Source organism: Siminovitchia sp. FSL H7-0308 (assembly GCF_037980985.1).
Taxonomy (GTDB): Bacteria; Bacillota; Bacilli; order Bacillales; family Bacillaceae_C; genus Siminovitchia; species Siminovitchia thermophila.
Genome location: NZ_CP150282.1, coordinates 953,872 through 974,998, shown reverse-complemented (window position 1 = coordinate 974,998; position 21,127 = coordinate 953,872). Strand labels below are relative to the sequence as shown.

The 21,127-nt window shown below is 44.5% G+C and carries 19 protein-coding genes; 6 read left to right on the top strand and 13 right to left on the bottom strand.

Annotation, left to right across the window (positions count from 1 at the left end):
- Positions 1–14 precede the first annotated feature (14 nt).
- Positions 15–1,145 carry a sporulation integral membrane protein YtvI gene (ytvI, locus tag MHB50_RS04655; protein WP_077110093.1) on the top strand — a complete coding sequence of 377 codons (1,131 nt, stop codon included), beginning with the start codon at positions 15–17 and terminating at the stop codon, positions 1,143–1,145.
- A gap of 61 nt (positions 1,146–1,206) precedes the next feature.
- Positions 1,207–1,494 (top strand): hypothetical protein, encoded by a 288-nt coding sequence (locus MHB50_RS04650; protein ID WP_171973816.1) that lies wholly within the window; start codon positions 1,207–1,209, stop codon positions 1,492–1,494.
- A gap of 162 nt (positions 1,495–1,656) precedes the next feature.
- Here the strand turns inward: MHB50_RS04650 and MHB50_RS04645 are convergent, their stop codons facing one another.
- The 7 genes from MHB50_RS04645 to dnaE form a co-directional block, all read right to left on the bottom strand.
- On the bottom strand, positions 1,657–2,043 hold the full coding sequence (locus MHB50_RS04645; protein WP_077110091.1) for an FxsA family protein: 387 nt from the start codon (positions 2,041–2,043) through the stop codon (positions 1,657–1,659).
- 46 nt (positions 2,044–2,089) lie between these two features.
- The gene (gene pyk / locus MHB50_RS04640) at positions 2,090–3,850 is read right to left on the bottom strand and encodes a pyruvate kinase (RefSeq protein ID WP_205179023.1); all 1,761 of its coding nucleotides are present in this window, start codon (positions 3,848–3,850) and stop codon (positions 2,090–2,092) included.
- A 35-nt stretch (positions 3,851–3,885) separates the two neighbouring features.
- Positions 3,886–4,845, bottom strand: coding sequence for a 6-phosphofructokinase (pfkA, locus tag MHB50_RS04635; RefSeq protein WP_339162218.1), 960 nt, complete (start codon positions 4,843–4,845; stop codon positions 3,886–3,888).
- Between the two features lie 381 nt (positions 4,846–5,226).
- A complete protein-coding gene (accA, locus tag MHB50_RS04630; RefSeq protein WP_077110088.1) occupies positions 5,227–6,204 on the bottom strand; it encodes an acetyl-CoA carboxylase carboxyl transferase subunit alpha in 978 nt (325 codons plus the stop codon).
- The gene (gene accD, locus MHB50_RS04625) at positions 6,198–7,067 is read right to left on the bottom strand and encodes an acetyl-CoA carboxylase, carboxyltransferase subunit beta (protein WP_077110087.1); all 870 of its coding nucleotides are present in this window, start codon (positions 7,065–7,067) and stop codon (positions 6,198–6,200) included. The genes accA and accD overlap by 7 nt, the downstream gene beginning before the upstream one ends.
- Before the next feature lie 111 nt (positions 7,068–7,178).
- Complete coding sequence (locus MHB50_RS04620; protein ID WP_077110086.1) at positions 7,179–8,417, bottom strand: malic enzyme-like NAD(P)-binding protein; 1,239 nt, start codon at positions 8,415–8,417, stop codon at positions 7,179–7,181.
- Between the two features lie 100 nt (positions 8,418–8,517).
- Positions 8,518–11,826 carry a DNA polymerase III subunit alpha gene (dnaE, locus tag MHB50_RS04615; protein WP_340085289.1) on the bottom strand — a complete coding sequence of 1,103 codons (3,309 nt, stop codon included), beginning with the start codon at positions 11,824–11,826 and terminating at the stop codon, positions 8,518–8,520.
- 135 nt (positions 11,827–11,961) lie between these two features.
- Here dnaE and MHB50_RS04610 point away from each other — a divergent pair, with 135 nt between their 5' ends.
- Positions 11,962–12,294, top strand: coding sequence for a YtrH family sporulation protein (locus MHB50_RS04610; protein WP_321189654.1), 333 nt, complete (start codon positions 11,962–11,964; stop codon positions 12,292–12,294).
- Positions 12,291–12,797 (top strand): sporulation membrane protein YtrI, encoded by a 507-nt coding sequence (ytrI, locus tag MHB50_RS04605; RefSeq protein WP_077110085.1) that lies wholly within the window; start codon positions 12,291–12,293, stop codon positions 12,795–12,797. Before MHB50_RS04610 ends, ytrI begins: the two co-directional genes overlap by 4 nt.
- A 9-nt stretch (positions 12,798–12,806) precedes the next feature.
- Here the strand turns inward: ytrI and MHB50_RS04600 are convergent, their stop codons facing one another.
- Positions 12,807–13,745 carry a bifunctional oligoribonuclease/PAP phosphatase NrnA gene (locus tag MHB50_RS04600; protein WP_340084920.1) on the bottom strand — a complete coding sequence of 313 codons (939 nt, stop codon included), beginning with the start codon at positions 13,743–13,745 and terminating at the stop codon, positions 12,807–12,809.
- Between the two features lie 134 nt (positions 13,746–13,879).
- On the opposite strand from MHB50_RS04600, the gene MHB50_RS04595 reads away from it, so the two are divergent.
- Positions 13,880–14,191, top strand: coding sequence for a YtpI family protein (locus MHB50_RS04595; RefSeq protein ID WP_205179036.1), 312 nt, complete (start codon positions 13,880–13,882; stop codon positions 14,189–14,191).
- A 161-nt stretch (positions 14,192–14,352) separates the two neighbouring features.
- Here MHB50_RS04595 and MHB50_RS04590 read toward each other — a convergent pair whose 3' ends face one another.
- The 3 genes from MHB50_RS04590 to MHB50_RS04580 form a co-directional block, all read right to left on the bottom strand.
- Complete coding sequence (locus tag MHB50_RS04590; protein ID WP_340084919.1) at positions 14,353–15,663, bottom strand: CBS domain-containing protein; 1,311 nt, start codon at positions 15,661–15,663, stop codon at positions 14,353–14,355.
- A gap of 74 nt (positions 15,664–15,737) precedes the next feature.
- Entirely contained in the window at positions 15,738–15,992 is a 255-nt protein-coding gene (locus MHB50_RS04585) for a hypothetical protein (protein WP_340084918.1), read from the bottom strand.
- A gap of 51 nt (positions 15,993–16,043) precedes the next feature.
- Positions 16,044–16,727 (bottom strand): metal-dependent hydrolase, encoded by a 684-nt coding sequence (locus tag MHB50_RS04580; RefSeq protein ID WP_340085288.1) that lies wholly within the window; start codon positions 16,725–16,727, stop codon positions 16,044–16,046.
- A 152-nt stretch (positions 16,728–16,879) separates the two neighbouring features.
- Here MHB50_RS04580 and MHB50_RS04575 point away from each other — a divergent pair, with 152 nt between their 5' ends.
- Positions 16,880–17,974, top strand: a complete 1,095-nt coding sequence (locus MHB50_RS04575) for a Xaa-Pro peptidase family protein (RefSeq protein ID WP_340084917.1) — start codon at positions 16,880–16,882, stop codon at positions 17,972–17,974.
- A gap of 468 nt (positions 17,975–18,442) precedes the next feature.
- On the opposite strand, the gene ald is transcribed toward MHB50_RS04575, so the two are convergent.
- Both ald and MHB50_RS04565 read right to left on the bottom strand, forming a co-directional pair.
- Positions 18,443–19,555: an alanine dehydrogenase gene (ald, locus tag MHB50_RS04570; protein ID WP_077111176.1), complete on the bottom strand. Its 1,113-nt coding sequence runs from the start codon at positions 19,553–19,555 to the stop codon at positions 18,443–18,445.
- A 149-nt stretch (positions 19,556–19,704) separates the two neighbouring features.
- A complete protein-coding gene (locus tag MHB50_RS04565; protein WP_340084916.1) occupies positions 19,705–21,060 on the bottom strand; it encodes an aspartate aminotransferase family protein in 1,356 nt (451 codons plus the stop codon).
- Between the last annotated feature and the right edge of the window lie 67 nt (positions 21,061–21,127).

The following is a 21,127-nucleotide window of genomic DNA, read 5'->3' as shown; positions in this document are numbered from 1 at the left end:
AAGGTGGGGGTTCTTTGGATCGTGAAAATGTAAACAGATTCATTCGATTTTTGATTGTTGTTGCTGTTATTACCCTTTCGCTTATAGCGATTTATTACATTTTTAAGTTAACCTATCCTTTCATTATTGCGATCGTGATCGCCGTTTCGATCAATCCCGCGGTCCGATTTCTTGAAAAGCGCTGGAAGTTTCCCAAGATACTCGCTGTGCTAACGGCACTTCTCGTTGTGATTGGAGTATTTACAGGTCTGATCACTTTGTTAATTGCGGAAATCGTGGCAGGCGCCTCTTATTTAGCGAAAGTTGTTCCTGAACATGTGGGCACAATGATCACGTATTTAGAAAAACTTTTTGCCAATCAAGTCATCCCTTTTTACAATAAAGTAGCCAGCATGTTTAAAAGTCTTGACAGTGGTCAACAAGAGACTATTTTAAATAGTATAAGCGAGACCGGCAATAAAATATCGGAAAATGCGACAGCTTTTTTGCAAAACTTCTTTCTCAAATTGCCTTCCCTCGTTTCCTGGATTCCAAACGCGGCAACTGTCATTATTTTTTCACTGCTTGCAACTTTCTTTATCAGCAAAGATTGGGACAAACTTTCCACTTCTTTAACAAAGATGTTACCCGAAAAAGTATGGCACAGCGGGTTGAGGGTTTTTGTCGACTTGAGAAAGGCGCTCGCCGGTTTTGTAAAGGCGCAGCTTACCCTTATCTCCATCACGCTTGTGATTGTGTTAATCGGATTATTGATTTTGCGTGTAAACTACGCCATTACCATTGCCCTCATTGCAGGAATTGTGGATCTGCTGCCTTATCTTGGAACGGGTGTGGTATTTGTTCCGTGGATCATTTATGAAGCTCTGACCGGCAACTTCGGGCTTGCGATCGGCCTTGGAATTTTATATACAGTTGTGATTGTCCAAAGGCAATTGATGGAGCCTAAAATTTTATCTTCCAACATCGGGATGAACCCGCTGGCAACGCTTGTTTCCTTGTTTGTCGGATTCAAGCTGGTCGGCTTTCTGGGTTTAATTCTTGGTCCGGTAACACTCGTGCTTCTTACCACACTCCACAGAGCCAACGTGTTTCGCGATATTTGGGCTTATATCAAAGGTACGCCCCGGCCGCCAAGGGAAAGTTAATGGGCTAAGTTGAGCCGCTTGAACATTCATGGTCTTTCCCGGCCTGGTTCCTTTAACGTTTATGCTTGATTTAACAACGATCATTTTTGCTTTATGTATCCAGGGTAAACGAAGCATCACCGTCAAGGATTTACCGTTATTTCAATGGTGGCAGTATCCGTGCCAGCCCGGGAATGAATGTAATGAGCACGGGATACTTGGAAGTGAACTGAACCTTGTGGGAGACATTGTTTTACATGTTCCTCTTGATTTTGGGTTCGAAAAGCTGGCTGAAAGCCCTATAGGACTGGCAGCAAAATGTATAGCGGCATTGATTCTCATTGTGGGTGGAAAAAAGCGTTTCGTTTAACGAAAGTCGTCCGGCGACAAACCTTTTTAAGTGCAGGAGATATCCTTCATGGCACTTTTACTTCCCCGTGTGAAATCAACTTCGAGCTGCAAGATTATACATTCCAACACGCAAAACAACAGGATAGACCGGGAGAACATCCTACTTCCCGGTCTATCCTTTTTATCTGTATATATAAATCTGCCGTTTTGAGATCCAGAGTTTAAACAATTTCAGCAACATCGGTTTCATAAGCTTCCTTGTAGGAGGCAACAGCATTATTAAGCCGATAGCATCGGTGATAAATCCCGGTGTGAGCAAAAGCAATCCTCCAACGAGGACGCAAAAGCCTTCCAGCAGCGCGACACCGGGCGGTTGTCCAAAACGCATTTGTTCTTGGATGTTTCTCAGTACACCTAGCCCTTCTCTTTTTGCAAGTGCGGCGCCCAAGATGCCTGTTGCAATAATAAGGGCAACCGTGGCAAAGCTTCCAATTGCCTGGCCTGTTAAAATAAACAGTCCAATTTCCAATGCCGGAACGATAATAAAAACAAGCATTACATATTTCATTCGGCTTCACATCCCCGGTGGTTGTTTATAATAATTATACCACAGTTTACAGCACGCTTGCATGGCCGTTATAAATGACCCCCCGGGTTCCATCAACTGTTATTTCCTGGCCGTCTTCTATCATTTCGGTTGCGCGTTCCACCCCAACGATAACGGGAATGCCCAAGCTAATTCCAACAACAGCCGCATGGCTTGTCAATCCGCCTTCTTCTGCTATGAGGGCAGCGCATTTTTCAATGGCTGGTACCATTTCCCGATCTGTTCCAATCGTAACCAAAATGTTTCCTTCTTCCATTTTTTCCCGTGCTTCTGCAGCGCTTTTCACAACCACCGCTTTTCCATACGCTGATTTTTTGCCAATTCCCTGTCCCTTTGCCAATATATCGCCCACAACATGCACTTTCATTAAGTTTGTTGTTCCTTTTTCACCAACGGGAACACCTGCGGTAATAATGATGAGATCTCCATGTTTTACAAGACCGCTATCTAGGCTCTCGGTAACGGCAAGGTCAAGCATTTCATCAGTTGTTGTCACCTTTTGGCCAAGCTGGGGTTGTACTCCCCAAACAAGCGCCAGCTGCCTGGTAACCGCAACATGGGATGTCACCGCCACAATCGGCGCTTTTGGTCGAAACTTTGAAATCATCCTCGCTGTATGTCCGCTTTCCGTCGGAGCAACAATTGCATTTACATTCAAATTAATGGCTGTATGTGCCACCGATTGGCAAATGGCGTCCACCATACTGCGTTTTCCGTTTTTACTAACTTTCGAAAGAAGCTCTTTGTGATTCATCGCTTGTTCGGATGTTAGAGCAATATTGGCCATCGTTCTGACTGCTTCAACCGGATAAGCCCCGGCAGCCGTCTCCCCGGAAAGCATAACGGCATCTGATCCGTCAAAAATGGCGTTGGCCACATCACTTGCTTCCGCCCTCGTCGGTCGCGGATTTCTTTGCATAGAATCAAGCATTTGTGTAGCGGTAATCACCGGTTTTCCCGCCTCGTTGCACTTTTGAATCAATTCTTTTTGCACGAGGGGCACCATTTCAGCGGGAATTTCAACACCAAGGTCCCCGCGGGCAACCATTAAACCGTCGGAAACTTCCAGGATTTCATTGATGTTGTCAACACCTTCCTGGTTTTCAATTTTTGGGATGATATGCATATGCGGCGCCCCATTTTCTTCAAGGAGCTGTCTGATCTCCAAAACATCGGAAGCTCTTCTGACAAACGAGGCAGCGATAAAGTCGACTCCTTGCTGGATGCCGAACAAAATATCTTTCGCATCCTTGTTCGTAATACCCGGCAAGTTGACGGAAACTCCGGGTACATTGACGCCTTTTTTATTTTTTAATATTCCGCTGTTGATGACTTTCGTGACGATCTCTTGCCTGTCCTCTTTTAATTCGGTCACCTCTAGCTCGATCAATCCATCGTCTAATAAAATTTTCGAGCCAACATGCACATCCTCGATCAAACCTTCATATGTAACAGACATTTTTTCAGCCGTCCCCGTTACCTCTTTCATCGAGATAATGACTTCGGATCCTTCTTTTAGTTCAACAGCCCCATTTTCCATGTCATGCGTTCTGATCTCAGGCCCTTTCGTGTCAAGCAATATACCAATTTCGGTGCCTGCCCGTTTAGCTGCCTTGCGAATATTGGCGATTCTTTCGCTATGTTCCTCATGATTTCCGTGTGAAAAATTTAAGCGTGCCACATTCATTCCCGCAGCAATCATTTGATCCAATAGCTCGGGGCTTTCACTCGCCGGCCCTATCGTACAAACTATTTTTGTCTTTTTCATTGATATGGGGAAACCTCCTCTGAAGTTGTTTTTTGTTAGATGGATAGCTCTTTTGATAACGTGTATAAGTTCTGTTTAAAATCGTGGGCTTTTTCCAATGCTGAAAAAAGGTCCTCATCTATTATTTCATCTTTATGTATTCCAACTGCACGACCGCCTTTGCCATCCATCAGCAATTCCACCGCCCTTGCACCAAGTCTGCTTGCAAGCACCCTGTCAAATGCTGTTGGCGATCCTCCTCGTTGCATATGCCCCAATACGGACACCCGGATTTCAAGCCCCGTTTCTTCTTCCAATCTCAGTGCGATTTCCGTACCGCTCGTCACACCTTCTGCAACAACAATAATACTGTGTTTCTTGCCTCTTTCCATTCCTTTTTCAAGACGTTGGGCAATCTCTTTCAAATCACCGGGAATTTCCGGGATCAAAATCGTTTCCGCCCCTCCCGCCAGTCCTGACCAAAGTGCTATGTCTCCCGCATGGCGGCCCATTACTTCAATAATAAAAGTGCGTTCATGAGAAGTAGCCGTATCTCTGATTTTATCTATTGCATCCAAAACAGTATTCAAAGCAGTATCAAATCCAATTGTATATTGAGTGCCTGGAATATCATTATCAATCGTGCCAGGTACGCCGATACAAGGAAATCCAAGTTGAGACAATCCCTGTGCCCCCTTATAGGAGCCATCTCCGCCAATGACAATCAGACCGTCAATACCTTTGCTTTTTAATTGCTCTAACCCTTGGAGTTGTCCTTCCTTCGTCTTAAATTCTTCACAGCGGGCTGACTGAAGAATTGTTCCGCCTCTATGTATAATATCCCCAACCGCTCCTACCTCAAGCTTTTTAATATTGCCCGAGATTAACCCGCTGAATCCCTGATAAATCCCATACGTTTCAAGCCCATGGAAAATTGCCTTCCTCACGACGGCACGGATGGCAGCATTCATCCCGGGAGCATCTCCTCCACTCGTTAGAACCGCCATTTTTCTCATATAGTCCACCCCCAACACAAGTTGTCAACAATCCTAGCTAAGTTAAAAATACCATTAAATGAAATGATTCACAAATTTTTCAAGAGTATATTGGGTATGTGAAATTTGCATGAAAAAGCATTTGCGACAAGCATCGCTGTTTTCGAATAATACCGTCTCGGAATGCCAAAGCGAAAAATCGGCTTGTGGAAATTAAGAATGCCAGCCTTGTCGCACGCTTCATAACGGCTGGGGCAGCACCAAAACCGAAACACGCAAAATGGGAGATGCCTGATACATTCCGATCATTTGCGCTATAACAGCTCTTTCGCTTTTATATAAAAACTTGGCGAATACACACTTCCCAACAAAAAAAAGAATGCCCGCGTTGGGCAATCTTTATCACTTTACATTTTCAACTGCTTTTTGTTGTATGTATTTACCCATTTTTTTGTATTTTAAATAACGCTCTTTTATAAGGTCTTCAGGGCTTTTTTCCAACAGTTCACGCAAAGCTTTTGTCATGACTTTATCGATTTCGACGGCTTGTTTTTCCATATCTCTGTGGGCTCCGCCTTTTACTTCCGGTATAATTTCATCAATAATTTCGAGTTCTTTCAGATCAGGGGCGGTTATCTTCAATGCCTCGGCCGCCTGCTTGGCGAATGAAGCATCTTTCCACAGTATGCTTGCCGCTCCTTCGGGAGTAATCACAGAATATGTTGAGTTTTCGAGCATGTAAATTCGGTCTCCGACTCCGAGTGCCAAAGCGCCTCCGCTTCCGCCTTCTCCGGTCACGATACAAATGATCGGCACTTTAAGACCAGCCATTTCAAATAAGTTTCGCGCGATTGCTTCGCTTTGTCCACGTTCTTCGGCAGCTTTCCCGGGATACGCGCCTTTTGTATCGATAAAGCAAATAATCGGCCGGTTAAACTTATCCGCCTGCTTCATCAAACGCAGCGCCTTGCGATAGCCTTCCGGGTGCGGCATGCCAAAATTGCGGCGAATATTTTCTTTCGTATCTCTCCCGCGCTGATGGCCAATGACCGTAACAGGCAGGCCCTTATATTTGGCGATTCCACCGACGATCGCCGCATCATCACCATACAGCCTGTCTCCATGCAGCTCAAAAAAGTCCGTAAACAGCTCACCTATATAATCAAGTGTTGTCGGCCGCGCTGAATGGCGGGCAAGCTGGACCCGGTCCCATGGCCGCATATTCTCATATACTTCCTTCTCAAGCTTTTCCAATCGGGTTTCCAACTTATCGATTTCATCAGATAAGTCGACATCGGAATCTTTCGTAAACTCCCTTAGCTCGGCAATTTTTTTGCGCAATTCCAAGACGGGCTTTTCAAATTCAAGCTCGTTTACCACGATAGTTCACCTACTTGTTGATGGATTTCCAGCACCGTTGTCAGCTTTTCTTTCATTTCAAGGCGTGGGATCACAGCATCAAGGTGTCCGTGATTCAGCAAAAATTCGGCTGTTTGGAAATCGTCGGGCAATTCTTCCCTGATGGTCTGCTCAATAACCCTGCGGCCAGCAAAGCCGATCAAAGCACCTGGTTCAGCAAAATTAAAATCCCCGAGTGAGGCAAAGCTTGCTGACACGCCTCCTGTTGTCGGGTGCGTCATAACCGAAATGATCAGTCCGCCTTTGTCGCTGAACATTTTTAATGCCGCGCTCGTTTTCGCCATTTGCATTAACGATAACACGCCTTCTTGCATCCGGGCTCCGCCCGAAGCGGTAAAAATAATGAACGGCACGTTTTTTTCTGCCGCAGTTTCAATGGCTCTAGTAATTTTTTCACCGACGACCGACCCCATACTTCCCATTCGAAAATGGGAGTCCATAATCGCCGTGACCACTTCCGTTCCATTGATGGAGCCCGAACCTGTCAGAACCGCTTCATCCAAATTGGATTTTTTCTTGTCCTGTTCCAGTTTTTCTAAATAATTTGGAAAGCCGAGCGGGTTTGCAGAAGTAAGATTGTCCTCAAAACGGACGAACGTGTTTTCATCAAACAGGCTGTCTACCCTTTCAAACGCGGTCATTTTGTGATGATATCCGCAATGGAGACAAACCTTTAAGTTTTTTTGCAGTTCTTTTGTATACATGATCTTTTTACAATTCGGACATTTTGTCATGATGCCTTCTGGAACATCTTGCTTTGCTGTTTCCGGTGGGATTGTGGCATATTTTTTCTTTTTAGGCTTGGAAAAAAAATCCTTTAGCAAAGGAACGCCCTCCTTTCAACTATTATCATTTCTTTATTCGTTACCGTTGCACAGCAAAGACCGGCCCTTAATATGCGGCACGGCCTTCGTTGATTTGTCTCTAGGCTTATTTCAGTTGTTTTTTCCAACGACAGCCAAATCCATCGTTCTTTGCTTGATCGTTTCAGGCTCTACTCTTTGTCTGGCGACACCAGTTTCCATTGCGGCTTTCGCTACAGCAGCGGCGACATGCGGTGCAACCCGGGGATCAAACGGACGTGGAATGACGTAATCCGAGGAAAGTTCCTCCTCTGAAATTAACCCTGCAATGGCCTCAACAGCCGCTTGCTTCATTTCCTCATTAATATGAGTCGCACGCACATCCAAGGCACCCCGGAACAAGCCTGGGAACGCCAGAACGTTGTTTACTTGGTTGGGGAAATCTGAACGGCCTGTCCCGACGACTTTTGCCCCGGCCGCCATTGCTTTTTCCGGCATAATTTCCGGATCTGGATTTGCCATGGCAAAAATGATCGGATCGTCATTCATCGTCGCAATCATCTCTTCTGTCAGCGCACCCGCTACCGACACCCCGATAAAGACATCGGCTCCTTGGATGACATGCGCCAAGTTTCCATCCTGACGGTCGCGGTTTGTAAATTTGGACACTGCTTCCTTCACTTCATTCATGCCTTCAGGGCGTCCTTCATAAATGGCGCCTTTCGAATCACACATAATAATATCGCGCACACCGTAACTATGTAAAAGCTTGATGATGGCAATTCCGGCTGCACCTGCGCCATTGGCAACGATTTTGATTTCAGACATTTTTCGGCCTGTCAATTTCAACGCATTGACAAGTCCGGCTACCGTTACAATAGCAGTTCCATGCTGATCATCATGAAAGACAGGGATCGTCAATTCCTTTTTTAATCTTTCTTCGATTTCAAAACAATTCGGAGCTGCGATATCTTCAAGATTGACACCGCCAAATGTCGGTTCAAGCAATTTAACCGCCTTGACAATATCATCTACATTCGTGCTGTCAAGACATATAGGAAACGCATCAACGCCGGCAAAGCTTTTGAATAAAACAGCTTTTCCTTCCATCACCGGCAAAGCTGCTTCAGGCCCGATATTTCCAAGTCCAAGAACCGCTGTTCCGTCGGAAACAACAGCAACCATATTTCCTTTCATCGTATAATCATAAACCGAACTTGGATTTTCATAAATTTCTTTACAAGGCTCTGCAACACCAGGAGAATAAGCAAGACTTAAATCTTTTGCATTTCTAACCTCAACCTTGGATTTTGACTCCAACTTCCCCTGAAATATTTTATGCATGTGCAATGCTTCTTCTCTTAATGTCAAAAAGGTTCACTCCTTCGTTCCTGCCATACCCGTTTTTTCATTTTTTATATGTCTAAAAGCTTATAAAACAATATAACATATTATGGTCCATTTGAAAAAATTATTTTAACTTGACACATGGCTCTCCAAGCAAAGCCTTCAATTCTTTTAAACAGTTTTCGCTTGGGTTTACCAAATTATTTTTACCCAGCTTAATCGTCTGGCGTTTTTTTTCATAATACAATATGATCTCTGTTTTGCCGGGGTGGTTTTTCAATATTTTCTTTAATTGATTTAATGTCTCCTTTTCATGCAGCGGTTCAATGACTTTAAGATACAACATTTTATGATCCATAATGTCAAGTTCCTCTGCTGATGTCACTTTATTGATCATAAATTGCGGTTGATTGTTTCTTTCTTCGACATGCCCGTCCACCAGGACAACTTCCCCTTGTTGAATAAGCTTCATATGACGTTTGTACACTTCCGGGAAAATCACTGCCTCCATTTCACCTGAAGAATCACTCAATGTCGCAAATGCCATCATGTCGCCTTTCTTTGTCCGGATCGTCTTGACTTTTGCCAAATATACTCCAGCGGCAACATTGCGCCGCCCCGGGGAAAGCTTGATTAAATCGACAGCCCCATTGGACATAAATGCCGCTTTAAAGGTACTAGCGGGGTGGTCTGATAGAAAAATGCCCGTAGCCTTTTTTTCAAAAAACAGCTTGTCTGACAAGCCCATCGGTTCAACTTCCACATACTTTGGCTTGAATTGAAACATGGCTTCATCCACAAATAAATCTTCTGTTTGGGCGTTTCGTGACGGTCTCATCAGTTCGGCATGCTCAATCGCCACATCAAGTGTGGCCAGCAATACAGCGCGATCATGGCCAAATTCATCGAAGCAGCCGGAATAGACAAGAGATTCAAGTATTTTCCGGTTGATCATCCGCGGCGACACCCGGAGGCAAAAATCAAACAAATCTTCAAATGGCCGACTTTTCCGCGCCTGGACAATTTCCTTCAGCGCGGCCGCTCCCAGTCCCCTGATCGCCCCAAGGCTAAACCGGATGCCCTCGTCTTCCGGTTTAAACGGATAATGGCTTTTATTGATTGAAGGCGGCAAAATAGCAATTCCTTTTTGTTTTGCTTCGGCTGCGTACAAAGCGATTTTATCTTCATTTCCAATGACGGATGTTAAAAGAGCAGCCATAAAATGTTTCGGATAATGAGCTTTCAACCAAGATAATTGCCAGGCGATATAGCTGTATGCGACCGCGTGGCTGCGGTTGAATCCATAATTGGCAAAACGAACGATCAAATCATACGTTTCGTTTGCCGTTTTTTCATCATAGCCGTTTTTTCGGGCTCCCGCTACAAAACGATCCCGCTGCTGATCAAGGACATCTTTCTTTTTCTTGCTGACGGCCCGCCTTAAAAGATCAGCCTCGCCAAGAGAAAATCCGGACATCTTGGAAGCGATTTGCATGATCTGTTCCTGGTAGACAATGACACCATATGTGAAATCCAAAATCGGCTCCAAATCCGGATGAGGGTACCGGACCGTTTCCCTCCCGTGCTTACGGGCAATATAGACAGGTATATTTTCCATCGGACCCGGCCTGAACAGCGCATTGACAGCCACGATATCTTCAAATTCAGTCGGCTTTAAATCACGGAGCACTTTTCGCATGCCCCCCGACTCAAGCTGAAAAATGCCTGTTGTATCCCCTCTTTGCAGCAGTTCAAATGTTTTTTCATCCGAAAGCGGTATATCCTCGATTCTCAATTTGACGCCCGTCTCGATTTGAATACTCTTCACAATTTGTTCAAGGAGGGTTAAGTTTCTAAGACCGAGAAAATCCATTTTTAATAGACCGATTTCTTCCAGATCTTCCATCGGAAATTGGGTGATGGGCGTACCGTCAGGCCCTTCTTTAACCGGGATAATATCAACAAGCGGTTGGTCGCTTATGATCATTCCGGCAGCATGGGTCGAAGCGTGCCGCGGCAAGCCTTCAATTTTCAAAGCCGTCTCAAACAGGCGGCGATTCCGGTCAGACTCGTTGACGAATTGGCGCAACTGTTCCGATTCTTCATAGGCCCTTCTTAAAGTTAATCCAAGCCGCCCGGGGACCATACGTGAAAGTTTGTCCAATTCTTTTGAATCAAACCCGAAGGCGCGGGCTGTATCGCGAATTGCGGCTTTTGCGGCAAACGTTCCAAACGTAATAATATGGGCGACATGCTCTTTTCCATATTTTTCGACAACGTATTGAATGACTTGATCCCGCCTAATATCAGGAAAATCAATATCAATGTCCGGAAGTGAAATTCGTTCCGGATTGAGAAACCGTTCAAACAGCAGACCATATTTTAGCGGATCCACTTCGGTAATGCCAAGTGAATAGGCAACGAGAGATCCGGCTGCCGACCCCCGTCCCGGTCCAGTCAAAATACCGTTCTCACGAGCATACTTCATAAAATCCCATACGATTAGAAAATAATCATCAAACCCCATCTCATGAATAACATGAAGCTCATATTCCAGTCTTGAGATGTATTCTTCTTGGTCAACGCGCCGCTCCTTCAATCCCTGAAAAGTCAGCATGCGGAGCATCTCCCTGGACGTTTCACCAGCCGGAACTGGATATCTCGGAAGTAAATGTTGATTTGTTTCAATCATGACATTGCATTTTTCAGCGATATCCGCGGCGTTTTGAAGCGCCTCCGGGAAATCTGAAAATAATTGCTCCAGCTCCGGCCGGCTTTTCAAATCATAAAGCCCTTCTGTCTGGTCAAGCTCCTCTACTGCCATTTGATTTCCATCCCGAATCGCAAGTAAACAATGATAAGCAAACGCATCTTGCTTGTCCAAGTACCGTACATTATTGGCTGCAACCATAGGGATGCCAAGGGACCGGGCCAATGTTGCAAGGGAAGTCATCCTGTCGCGATCTTGTTGTCTGCCGTAATTTTGTAATCCGATATAAAATCGGTTGCCAAATATATGTAAAAACCGGTTCAGGTCTCCATTTTGGTTATCTGCTTCCTGACCGATAAAAACAGCAAATAATCCCTCACTGTATTGTGCAAGCTTTTCCCAAGGAATTATTTCGCTGTGTTGTATTTGAATGAAACTGGAAACCTTCAATAAGTTGGCATATCCGGCATTATTTTCGGCAAGCAGGATCGCTTGCGCCCTTTCTTCCCCATTTCCGGCATGGACGGTCATCCCAATGATCGGTTTGATTTCCGCTTTTATACAAGCTTTGTAAAAAGGAAGCACGCCATACAAAACGTGATGATCCGTCAAAGCAAGGGCTGGATATTGCAGCTGTTTCGCCCTTTTAATAAGGGCGGGTATGGAGATTGTACTGGAAAGCAAGCTGTATGCGGTGGAAATATTCAATTGGGGAAAGTTCAACGGATTCACCTCTTTCCTTCTTTGCATATTTTTTAAAAAAGAATATCAACCCTATTATATACTTTCTTCATATAATGATGTTTTGTCCCATATATGTATTAGTGGAAGCTTTATAAAACTTTGGGGATGATAACCGTGCATGAATCATTTTTCCCGACTTTTTTTTACTGTTATTTTGTCGCGCTAGGCGTGTTGTTGGGTGGTTCATTAATTGGGGGATTGGCGGCTTTTATTACTGGAGAACCCCTTTTGACTGAAATTGCCAATACTGCCGTAAAGGTCCGTATTTGGGCAATTATCGCCGCGATCGGCGGCACATTCGATACTGTATACAGTTTTGAAAAAGGCTTTTTGGAAGGCGGCACAAGAGATTTATTTAAACAATTTCTTTGGATCCTGTCGGCAATGGGCGGAGCCAAAACCGCTTCACTCATCATTTCTTGGCTCACTCAGGAGCATCTTTCATGAGGATACCGCCTTATTACAAGCAGCCGTCTTGGCAACGGTTTTTAGCCGGGGCTGCAGTAGGCGGCTGCATTAGCTGGCTTATATTTTTGTTCATGTTTGGGGCGTTGCAAGAAAGAAACAGCGCCCTCATAGAAAAACAAGCCGTTCAAATTAAGGAACTAAGAGGCTATATTCAAATTTTCCAAGAGGACTATCAAGAATTAAATAAGAAAAACGAAGAAATGCTGACCATTCAAAAAATCGACGTTAAAATTATCGGTTTTGAGCGATACCGCATCACAGACCGACAAAGCATATTTGAAGCAGAAGAAGCGGTCAAAGAAGATTTAAAGTCGCTTATCGCGAAAAATTTGACGGATGTATATAAAAATAAGGAAATTATTAAAAAGACAGTTGAAAATAAGTCTTTCAAAATCAATGGGAAAACATACGAGCTTGAAGTGAAAGAATTATACTTTTATACAACCGTTGCGCTTATTGCAGAAATAAAGCTGGCCGGCTAATCCGTCGGCTCAGCTTTGTCTGCAAACTGCTTTCACATCTTGGATAACTTGCTTTGTTTCTTCCCATGTGTAAACGGATGCTCCTGCCGCCAAAGGATGCCCGCCGCCATTATATTTCATGGCAATCGTATTGATGACAGGCCCCTTGGAACGCAGCCGCAGCCGTATTTGATCCTCTTCTTCTATAAAAAATGCCCATGCCTTGATTCCTTTTACGATACCGAGCGTACTGACCAACAAGGAAGCTTCGGTGGGCTGTACGTTATATTTCTTCAATGTTTCTTTATCAATGGAAACAAACGCCGCCCCGTCGGGATCCATCTCAAAGTGCTCCAATACATACCCTTGCAGTTTGATCATATTGGCAGACAACTCGTACATCTGATCATATAAAAGGGAGCGGTCGAACGAATATTGGATGAGCTCCTTGGCATATTGAAACGTTTTTGCCGTCGTGCTCGGATATAAAAACCGGCCTGTATCTCCAACAATTCCGGCATAAATAAGCCTTGCCGCTTCGTCGGTCATCTTTAAACCCTGCTCTTGAAATGTATCATACAACTCATAAATCATTTCACTTGCGGAAGAGGCTTCCGTATCAATCCATAAAAGATCCCCGTACGGATCTTCATTCGGATGATGATCTATTTTTATCAGCATTTCGCCGTCTTTATACCTGGCATCACATACTCGTTCCTGATTGGCTGTATCACAAACGATGACAAGCGCCCCTTCATATACATCATCGTCAATAACATCCGGCTTACGCAAATAATCGAGTGACGGATCATGCCGACCCACAGCGTAAACTTCTTTTTCAGGGAAAGATGCCGCCAGGATTTCCGCCAATCCGCCTTGAGAGCCGTAAGCGTCGGGATCCGGCCGAACGTGCCGGTGGATAATAATCTTTTGATACCGTTTAATCGCTTCGAATATTTGCTCTTTCATATGTAACTCCTTTCGCTCTTGCGGAGCCTGTTCACATTTTTATTAAAACTTCATTGATGCACCCAGTGGCATTTCCTTAAAAATGACGTTACAATGGTGTGGATATGAACGCTGATTTTTTGGAGGTTACAAAATTGCCATTTCTTGTTTTTTTTATCGTACTTTCGTTCTCATTTTATCTTTATTATAAAATAAAGTATGTAAGGAGCCGCCGCCCCATGGAAAGAAAATTGTTGAGTGGGAAATCAAGCATGGCACTTGGCTTGTTTGTTGCCTTGTTTGGAATCAATCAACTTTTCCTTTTCAATACAACCGTAACATATATCGTAGCCACCGTCTTTATTATCATTGGCGGTTTAAGTACTTGGGCAGGATTTAGAAGCTATCGGCATCACGTTCCTTATGCCCAAGAAGAAGCCCGGCAGTTGGAACAGGAAAAAAGCTGATGATAAAGCCGCTTGGAAGGCGGCTTTTTTTTCGTTCAAACAGGTTCAACGGCCAGGACTTCCCAGTGCAAGCGACGTATAGCCAGCCGTCTTGCGCTTATCTCAATAAAAAAGGAAATAACGCCAGTTCCCCGTCGCGTTTTAACTACTTAAACAAACTTTTATTTATCAATGAGACGGCACATCATCAATGCTTTTCCAACAATCTCGCCATTATTATATACCTCAACATCCACTTTTCCGTATTTGCGTCCGGATTCCAATATTTTGGGGATGATTTCGATCATGCTATCCATTTGCACTGGCTTCAGGAAATAAATAGTCATACTCTCTACAGCGAGTTCTCCCTTTTTCTTCAGCCGGAAAAAACGGTTGGCTGATTCTGCCACGATGGAAGTAAATACGCCGTTTGAGATTGTCCCAAGCTGGCTCGTCATTTGCGGCGTCACTTCAAATTGAAATGTCGTCTCCCCGACTTGCTTGCCGCTGGACAACTGCTTCGATACTGTATCATCCAGCGTCTCGCCAACTTGCGGCTGTCTTTGAATCATTTGAAGCGCCTTCAAGACGTCTTGGCGGCTAATAATCCCCACCAACTTTTGTTGGTTATCGACAACGGGCAGAACTTCGATTGCTTCCCAAATCATCATATGGGCAACCGAAGCGACACTCGTTTTTTGCGAGGCGGTGATGGGATTCTTCGTCATTACCTTTTCGATCCCCAAATTGGGATCCTGGCCAATCACATCTTTTCCTGTAACCATGCCTTGCACTTTTCCATTTGCGTCAACGACAGGAAACCGGCTATGATCTGTTTTCTCTTTCAGAGCGTACCAATCCGCCACTTTTTCTGTAGTTGACATGCTTATCGTTTTTTCAAGCGGAATAAAAATATCTTCCACAAGAACGATTTCCTTTTTGATCAGTTGATCATAAATGGCCCTGTTAATCATTGTGGCCACCGTAAACGTATCGTAGCTTGTTGATATGATGGGGAGTTCCAATTGGTTGGCAAGCTGTTTTACGTGATCCTCCGTATCAAAACCGCCCGTAATCAAAACCGCCGCTCCCGCCTTCAAAGCGTACTCATGCGCCTTTGTTCGATTTCCGACAATCAGCAAGTTGCCAGGGCCCGTATATCTCATCATCGCATCAAGTTTCATTGCCCCGATGACAAATTTATTAAGTGTTTTATGAAGGCCCGCCTTTCCACCTAGCACTTGTCCATCTATAATATTGACGACTTCCGCAAAGGTGAGCTTTTCTATATTCTCTTTTTTCTTGCGCTCGATCCGAATCGTGCCGACCCGTTCGATTGTACTGACATATCCCCTGTTTTCTGCATCTTTGATCGCTCTATACGCAGTCCCTTCACTAACGTTTAACACTTTTGCAATTTGACGGACGGAGATTTTTTCGCCAACGGGAAGGCCATCGATATGACGGATAATTTGTTCATGCTTCGTCGACAAGCTTTTCACCCTTTTCCTGAAACGTACAGTTATTTATTATTCCATTATATCGGGAAAAGCCCGCTACATCAAACTTATATTGTCCCTTTTGGCCGTATTCGTCTGCCCTCGGTATCTTTATGCATCGTTTTCACCTGATGTTTCTTCAGGGATTTTTTATTAAAAAATAGCAGCGCTGCTAAATTCCCGGCAAAAACGAGAAGAGCAAAAGCAATCCACGAAAGTGAAAAAATACCTTCTAGTCCCTGGGCATGTACATTCAGTCTTGGCAAAGCAATATAAATAAGGGCACAGCAAAGCAACAAGCACAGCAAGTATCGGTTTTTCATGTAAAATCCCCTCCATACAATATTTCTACTAATGTATGCAGGGGGATATGCTTATAGTTCGATAGAATCGCCCGGATTCATTACTTTCCCGTTTAGTCCTTCCTTCAGCATCCCGATAAATTGTTCAGGATCTTGCTTAATGGGCGGAAACGTATTGTAGTGGATCGGTACAACCGTTTTTGCCTGCAAGAATTCTGCTGCCAGTGCCGCATCCTCCGGCCCCATTGTAAAATTGTCGCCGATCGGCAAGAAAGCCAGGTCGATGGGATGACGTTCACCGATTAACTTCATATCTGAAAACAGCGCTGTATCGCCTGCATGATAAATGGTTTTGCCTTCAGCCATGAACAGCACACCTGCGGGCATTCCCAAATAAATGATTTGTTGATCTTCCGTAAAAATAGCTGAGCCGTGAAAAGCCTGTGTAAATTTAATTTTTCCAAAATCAAATTCGCGGGATCCGCCGATATGCATAGGATGCGTTTGCACCCCTTGCCATCCCATATATGTAGCAAGTTCATTTGGTGCCACAACGAGGGAATTGCACCGCTTGGCTATCTCGATCGTATCCCCGACGTGATCAGCATGCCCATGGGTTAAAATAATCACATCGGGATTTTCATTTTCTGCCTTTAAATCAGTAAGTTCATTGCCTGTAATAAATGGGTCGATCAATATTGTTTTGCCGTTCGTTTCCATTTTGACAACCGAATGTCCATGATAAGATACTTTCATCATGCAGCAACCTCCTTGTTTTTAAAAAATCCTCAACATAAAATCATTCTAGACCATTCGCTGTCTTCCTGCCAAATAATCCATTTCCCTTTTATGCAACCGCTTAAAATGGTAATCTTTAGGTAACCGGATGAAAAGGGAGTGGTTTGTCCATGAGTGGAAAACTTACAAAATTGATGGAATGGTTGCGCCAGGATCGAATTGATGCTGCTTTTATCACTTCGCCGGACAATGTTTTTTATATTACAGGCTTTAGATGTGAACCTCATGAACGACTCCTTGCCCTCATCGTTTTTCAAGAGAAAGAGCCTATCCTTGTCTGTCCGGGAATGGAGGCGGAAGAGGCGAGACGGGCCGGATGGAATGAAGAAATTATCGGATACAGCGACACGGACAATCCTTGGGACTTGATTCAAAAACGCATGAGTGCCCGTCTGGACAAGATCCGCTTATGGGCGATCGAAAAAGACCATTTGAATATTACAAAGTTTGAACAGCTTCGGAAATTGTATAAGGATGCTTCATTTCTCCCTGCCGAACCTTTTCTTAATGAGTTGCGCCTCATCAAAGACAGTAAAGAAATTGAGCTATTGGAACAGGCATGCGAACTCGTTGATTTTGCAGTAAAAGTTGGCGTGAATGAAATAGCCGAAGGAAAAACAGAGGTTGACCTCATCGCAACAATCGAATATGAAATAACGAAAAAAGGAGCCGGGATGGCCTTTTCTCCACTCGTTCTTGCCGGGGCAAACACCGCTTCTCCACATGGCGTACCGGGAGATACGAAAATACGAAAAGGAGATTTTGTTCTATTTGATCTGGGCGTCTCTTTTAATGGATATTGTTCAGATATTACAAGAACCATTGCCTTTGGCGAAGTAAGCGATGAACAGAAAAAAATATACGAAACGGTTCTGAAAGCACAGGAAACAGCCGTGCAACTTACAAAACCGGGAGTACCGGCAAAAGAACTGGACATTGCAGCCCGCAATATTATTTCTGAGGCGGGATACGGCCATTATTTCACCCACCGGCTGGGACACGGCCTTGGCATCGGCGTCCATGAATATCCGTCGGTACATGAACGAAATGATATGCCTTTAAAAACAGGGATGGTTTTTACAATCGAACCGGGAATTTATATACCCGGCTTTACCGGAGTCCGGATTGAGGATGACGTGCTCGTGACAGAAAACGGCGTCCGGGTCATGACAACATATCCCAAAACGTTGCAAATAGTAGAATAATTGAAAGGCAGAGCAACCGCCGTGGCAGACTAAGCCCAGATTTCGTAGAGTAGAGTTTCAGATGACAAGCGGGGATTTACATTGTGCGCGATTTTTTGATTTTCGCGGGTATTTTCTCCTATACGCGGGTAACCTGCTCCCTTGCGCGGGTAAGTTGCTCCCATACGCGGGTAACTTGCTCCCTTGCGCGGGTAACTTGCTCCTATACGCGGGTAACCTGCTCCCTTGCACGGGGAACCTGCTCCCATACGCGGGGAACCTGCTCCCTTGCACGGGGAACCTGCCCCCATACGCGGGTAAGCTGCTCCCTTGCGCGGGTACTCCTGTTGATCCACCGGGATTTTCGCCGTTACCGCCCTATTTAGTCCGCAGTAGTGGCACGAGGTTGCTTTCGCTCGCCTCATGGTGAAACAAGAAAGCGAGTCTTCTAAAAAACGCCCGGAAGAACCCGGGCGATTGTTATTAGTATTATAGCAATTCTTTTGCGTCAACAAACTCGTATCCAAGGTCATCTGCGACAGCTTTGAATGTCACTTTTCCGTCTAGGACGTTGATTCCTTTTGATAGAGGTTCGTTATCTAAGCAAGCTTGTTTGTAGCCTTTGTTGGCGATTTGCAGTGCATATGGCACTGTTACGTTCGTCAAAGCCATCGTGGATGTTTGCGGAACAGCACCAGGCATGTTGGCAACAGCATAGTGAACAACACCGTGTTTTTCATATGTTGGGTTGTCATGAGTTGTTACTCTGTCGCTTGTCGCGAAAATACCGCCTTGGTCAATGGCAATGTCCACAAGAACAGAGCCCGGAGACATGGATTTCACCATTTCTTCGGAAACCAGTTTAGGGGCTTTTGCTCCAGGAATAAGAACTGCGCCAATCACCAAGTCAGAATCTTTCACGGCATTGGCAATGTTGAATGGATTGGACATTAATGTTTTAACGTCGTTTCCAAAAATATCATCAAGCTGGCGTAAACGGTCTACGCTTAAGTCGATGATCGTTACGTCGGCTCCAAGGCCTACTGCCATTTTTGCAGCGTTCGTACCAGCCTGGCCGCCGCCAATGACCGTGACTTTCCCACGTTCAACACCCGGTACACCTGCTAAAAGCTTTCCTTTTCCTCCATAAGTTTTGGATAGGAATTGCGCACCGATTTGAGTAGCCATCCTTCCTGCAACCTCACTCATTGGAGATAGCAACGGAAGTGAGCGGTTTGGAAGCTGTACAGTTTCGTACGCAATGGCAACCACTTTGCTTTCTATAAGCGCCTTCGTCAATGCAGGTTCTGCAGCAAGATGCAAGTATGTGAAAAGGATCAATCCTTCGCGGAAGTAACCGAACTCTTCCTCAAGAGGCTCCTTCACTTTCATGACCATTTCCGCATCCCATGCTTCTTTGGCGCTATTTACGATTTTTGCACCAGCTTGTACATATTCTTCGTCAGTGAAGCTTGATCCAAGCCCCGCCCCTGTTTCGATATGTACTTCATGTCCTGCTTGGGTTAATGTATAAGCACCGGCAGGTGTCATGGCTACGCGATTCTCATTACTTTTAATTTCCTTTGGCACACCAATAATCATCATATTTCCTCCTAACTGTTCTTACTAGCCACAATTTGAATATATCACTTTCATTCTATAAACGAAAGCTTTCCCGAAAAACATTTTTATTTTTTTCGTGAACAAACGGGGATGCTTTGAAACATCCCCGCTCCATTTGCGCTTAATGGTCAATTTTTATTTTGATGAAAAACTTCTTTTAGGGTTGAAATAATGAAATCGACATCTTCATCTGTACAGGAAAGTGGTGGAGATAATGTTAAAATATTGTTATAGTCCGCTACCGTGTCTCCGTTTTTACCAATAATGAGTCCTTTATCTCTGCATTCGGACATGATTTTCGCAACCCACTCATTTTTTGCTGGTTCCTTCGTTTCTTTATCCTCCACCATTTCTATCCCCATCAGAAACCCCATACCCCGAATGTCACCGACATAAGGGTGATCCTTCAATACAGCCAGCTCGTTTTTTAAGCGCTCTCCCAATTCTGAAGAACGGGCTACGAGATTTTCTCTTTCCATAATCTCCAAGTTTTTCAACGCCAATGCACAAGCCGCGGGATTTCCGCCAAATGTATTGACATGGCGGAAATGGCTGTTTTCTTCACTTTTCTTGAATATTTCGTAAATGTCCTTTCTGACCGCTGTGACTGAAAGAGGCAAATAGGCACTTGTCAGACCTTTTGCCATGGAAATCATATCGGGCTTTATATTGAAATGCATATGGCCAAACATTTTACCTGTTCTTCCAAAGCCGCAAATCACCTCGTCAATGATGAGAAGAACCCCATATTTCCCGCAAATTTCCTGGACTCTTTCCATATAAACCGGATGTGGGATAATGACTCCGCCGCCGGTGATGAGCGGTTCCATAATAATGCCGGCAATCGTTTCCTTTTGTTCCCAAATGATTTTCTTCTCAAATTCCCGGGCTTTTTGAATATTGAATTCTTCCACTGACATTCCTGCCGGCCTTCTATAACTGTCCGGCGGCGCCACATGCAAAAAGCCGGGCACGAGCGGTTCATACTTATACTTTCTCAAAGCCTGCCCTGTTGCAGACAGCGCTCCCATTGAACTTCCGTGATAGGCGCGATACCGGGAAATAAATTTGTAACGGGAAGGCTCCCCATTTTGTTGATGGTATTGTCTTGCAATCTTAAAAGCAACCTCGTTTGCGTCCGAACCGCTATTCGAGTAAAAAATCATATAATCGTCATCCAGGTATTCATTTAATTTTTCAGCAAGGTCAATTGCCGGCTGGTGACTTTGCGTCATCGGTGTATACGTCATTTTAATCATTTGGTCATAGGCCGCTTTGGCAAGCTCTTCTCTTCCGTATCCGACATTGACACACCACAACCCCGACATGCCGTCCAACACTTTGTTCCCCTTATGATCAATCATCCAAGCCCCTTTTGCTTCAGTAAAAATTGTCGGGGGACTTGTTTCCTTATAAGGAGAAATATGATGCCAAACATGTTTGCGATCTTTTTCAATCAATGGATCTGTTTGGGTTGTTGACATATGAAACCCCTTTCTTGTTCAAGGCCAGAAGCATCCCGCATAAATTGCGGGATGGCCGAACGATTAT

What these genes read in the sequence shown, in the direction of transcription:
- MHB50_RS04645 (WP_077110091.1), bottom strand. Translation starts at nt 2,043, where the DNA reads ATGAAATATGTAATGCTTGTTTTTATTATCGTTCCGGCATTGGAAATT.
- MHB50_RS04600 (WP_340084920.1), bottom strand. Translation starts at nt 13,745, where the DNA reads ATGAAAGAGCAAATATTCGAAGCGATTAAACGGTATCAAAAGATTATT.
- pfkA (WP_339162218.1), bottom strand. Translation starts at nt 4,845, where the DNA reads ATGAGAAAAATGGCGGTTCTAACGAGTGGAGGAGATGCTCCCGGGATG.
- pyk (WP_205179023.1), bottom strand. Translation starts at nt 3,850, where the DNA reads ATGAAAAAGACAAAAATAGTTTGTACGATAGGGCCGGCGAGTGAAAGC.
- ytrI (WP_077110085.1), top strand. Translation starts at nt 12,291, where the DNA reads ATGAGGATACCGCCTTATTACAAGCAGCCGTCTTGGCAACGGTTTTTA.
- ald (WP_077111176.1), bottom strand. Translation starts at nt 19,555, where the DNA reads ATGATTATTGGTGTGCCAAAGGAAATTAAAAGTAATGAGAATCGCGTA.
- MHB50_RS04575 (WP_340084917.1), top strand. Translation starts at nt 16,880, where the DNA reads ATGAGTGGAAAACTTACAAAATTGATGGAATGGTTGCGCCAGGATCGA.
- MHB50_RS04650 (WP_171973816.1), top strand. Translation starts at nt 1,207, where the DNA reads ATGCTTGATTTAACAACGATCATTTTTGCTTTATGTATCCAGGGTAAA.
- MHB50_RS04565 (WP_340084916.1), bottom strand. Translation starts at nt 21,060, where the DNA reads ATGTCAACAACCCAAACAGATCCATTGATTGAAAAAGATCGCAAACAT.
- MHB50_RS04580 (WP_340085288.1), bottom strand. Translation starts at nt 16,727, where the DNA reads ATGAAAGTATCTTATCATGGACATTCGGTTGTCAAAATGGAAACGAAC.
- MHB50_RS04585 (WP_340084918.1), bottom strand. Translation starts at nt 15,992, where the DNA reads ATGAAAAACCGATACTTGCTGTGCTTGTTGCTTTGCTGTGCCCTTATT.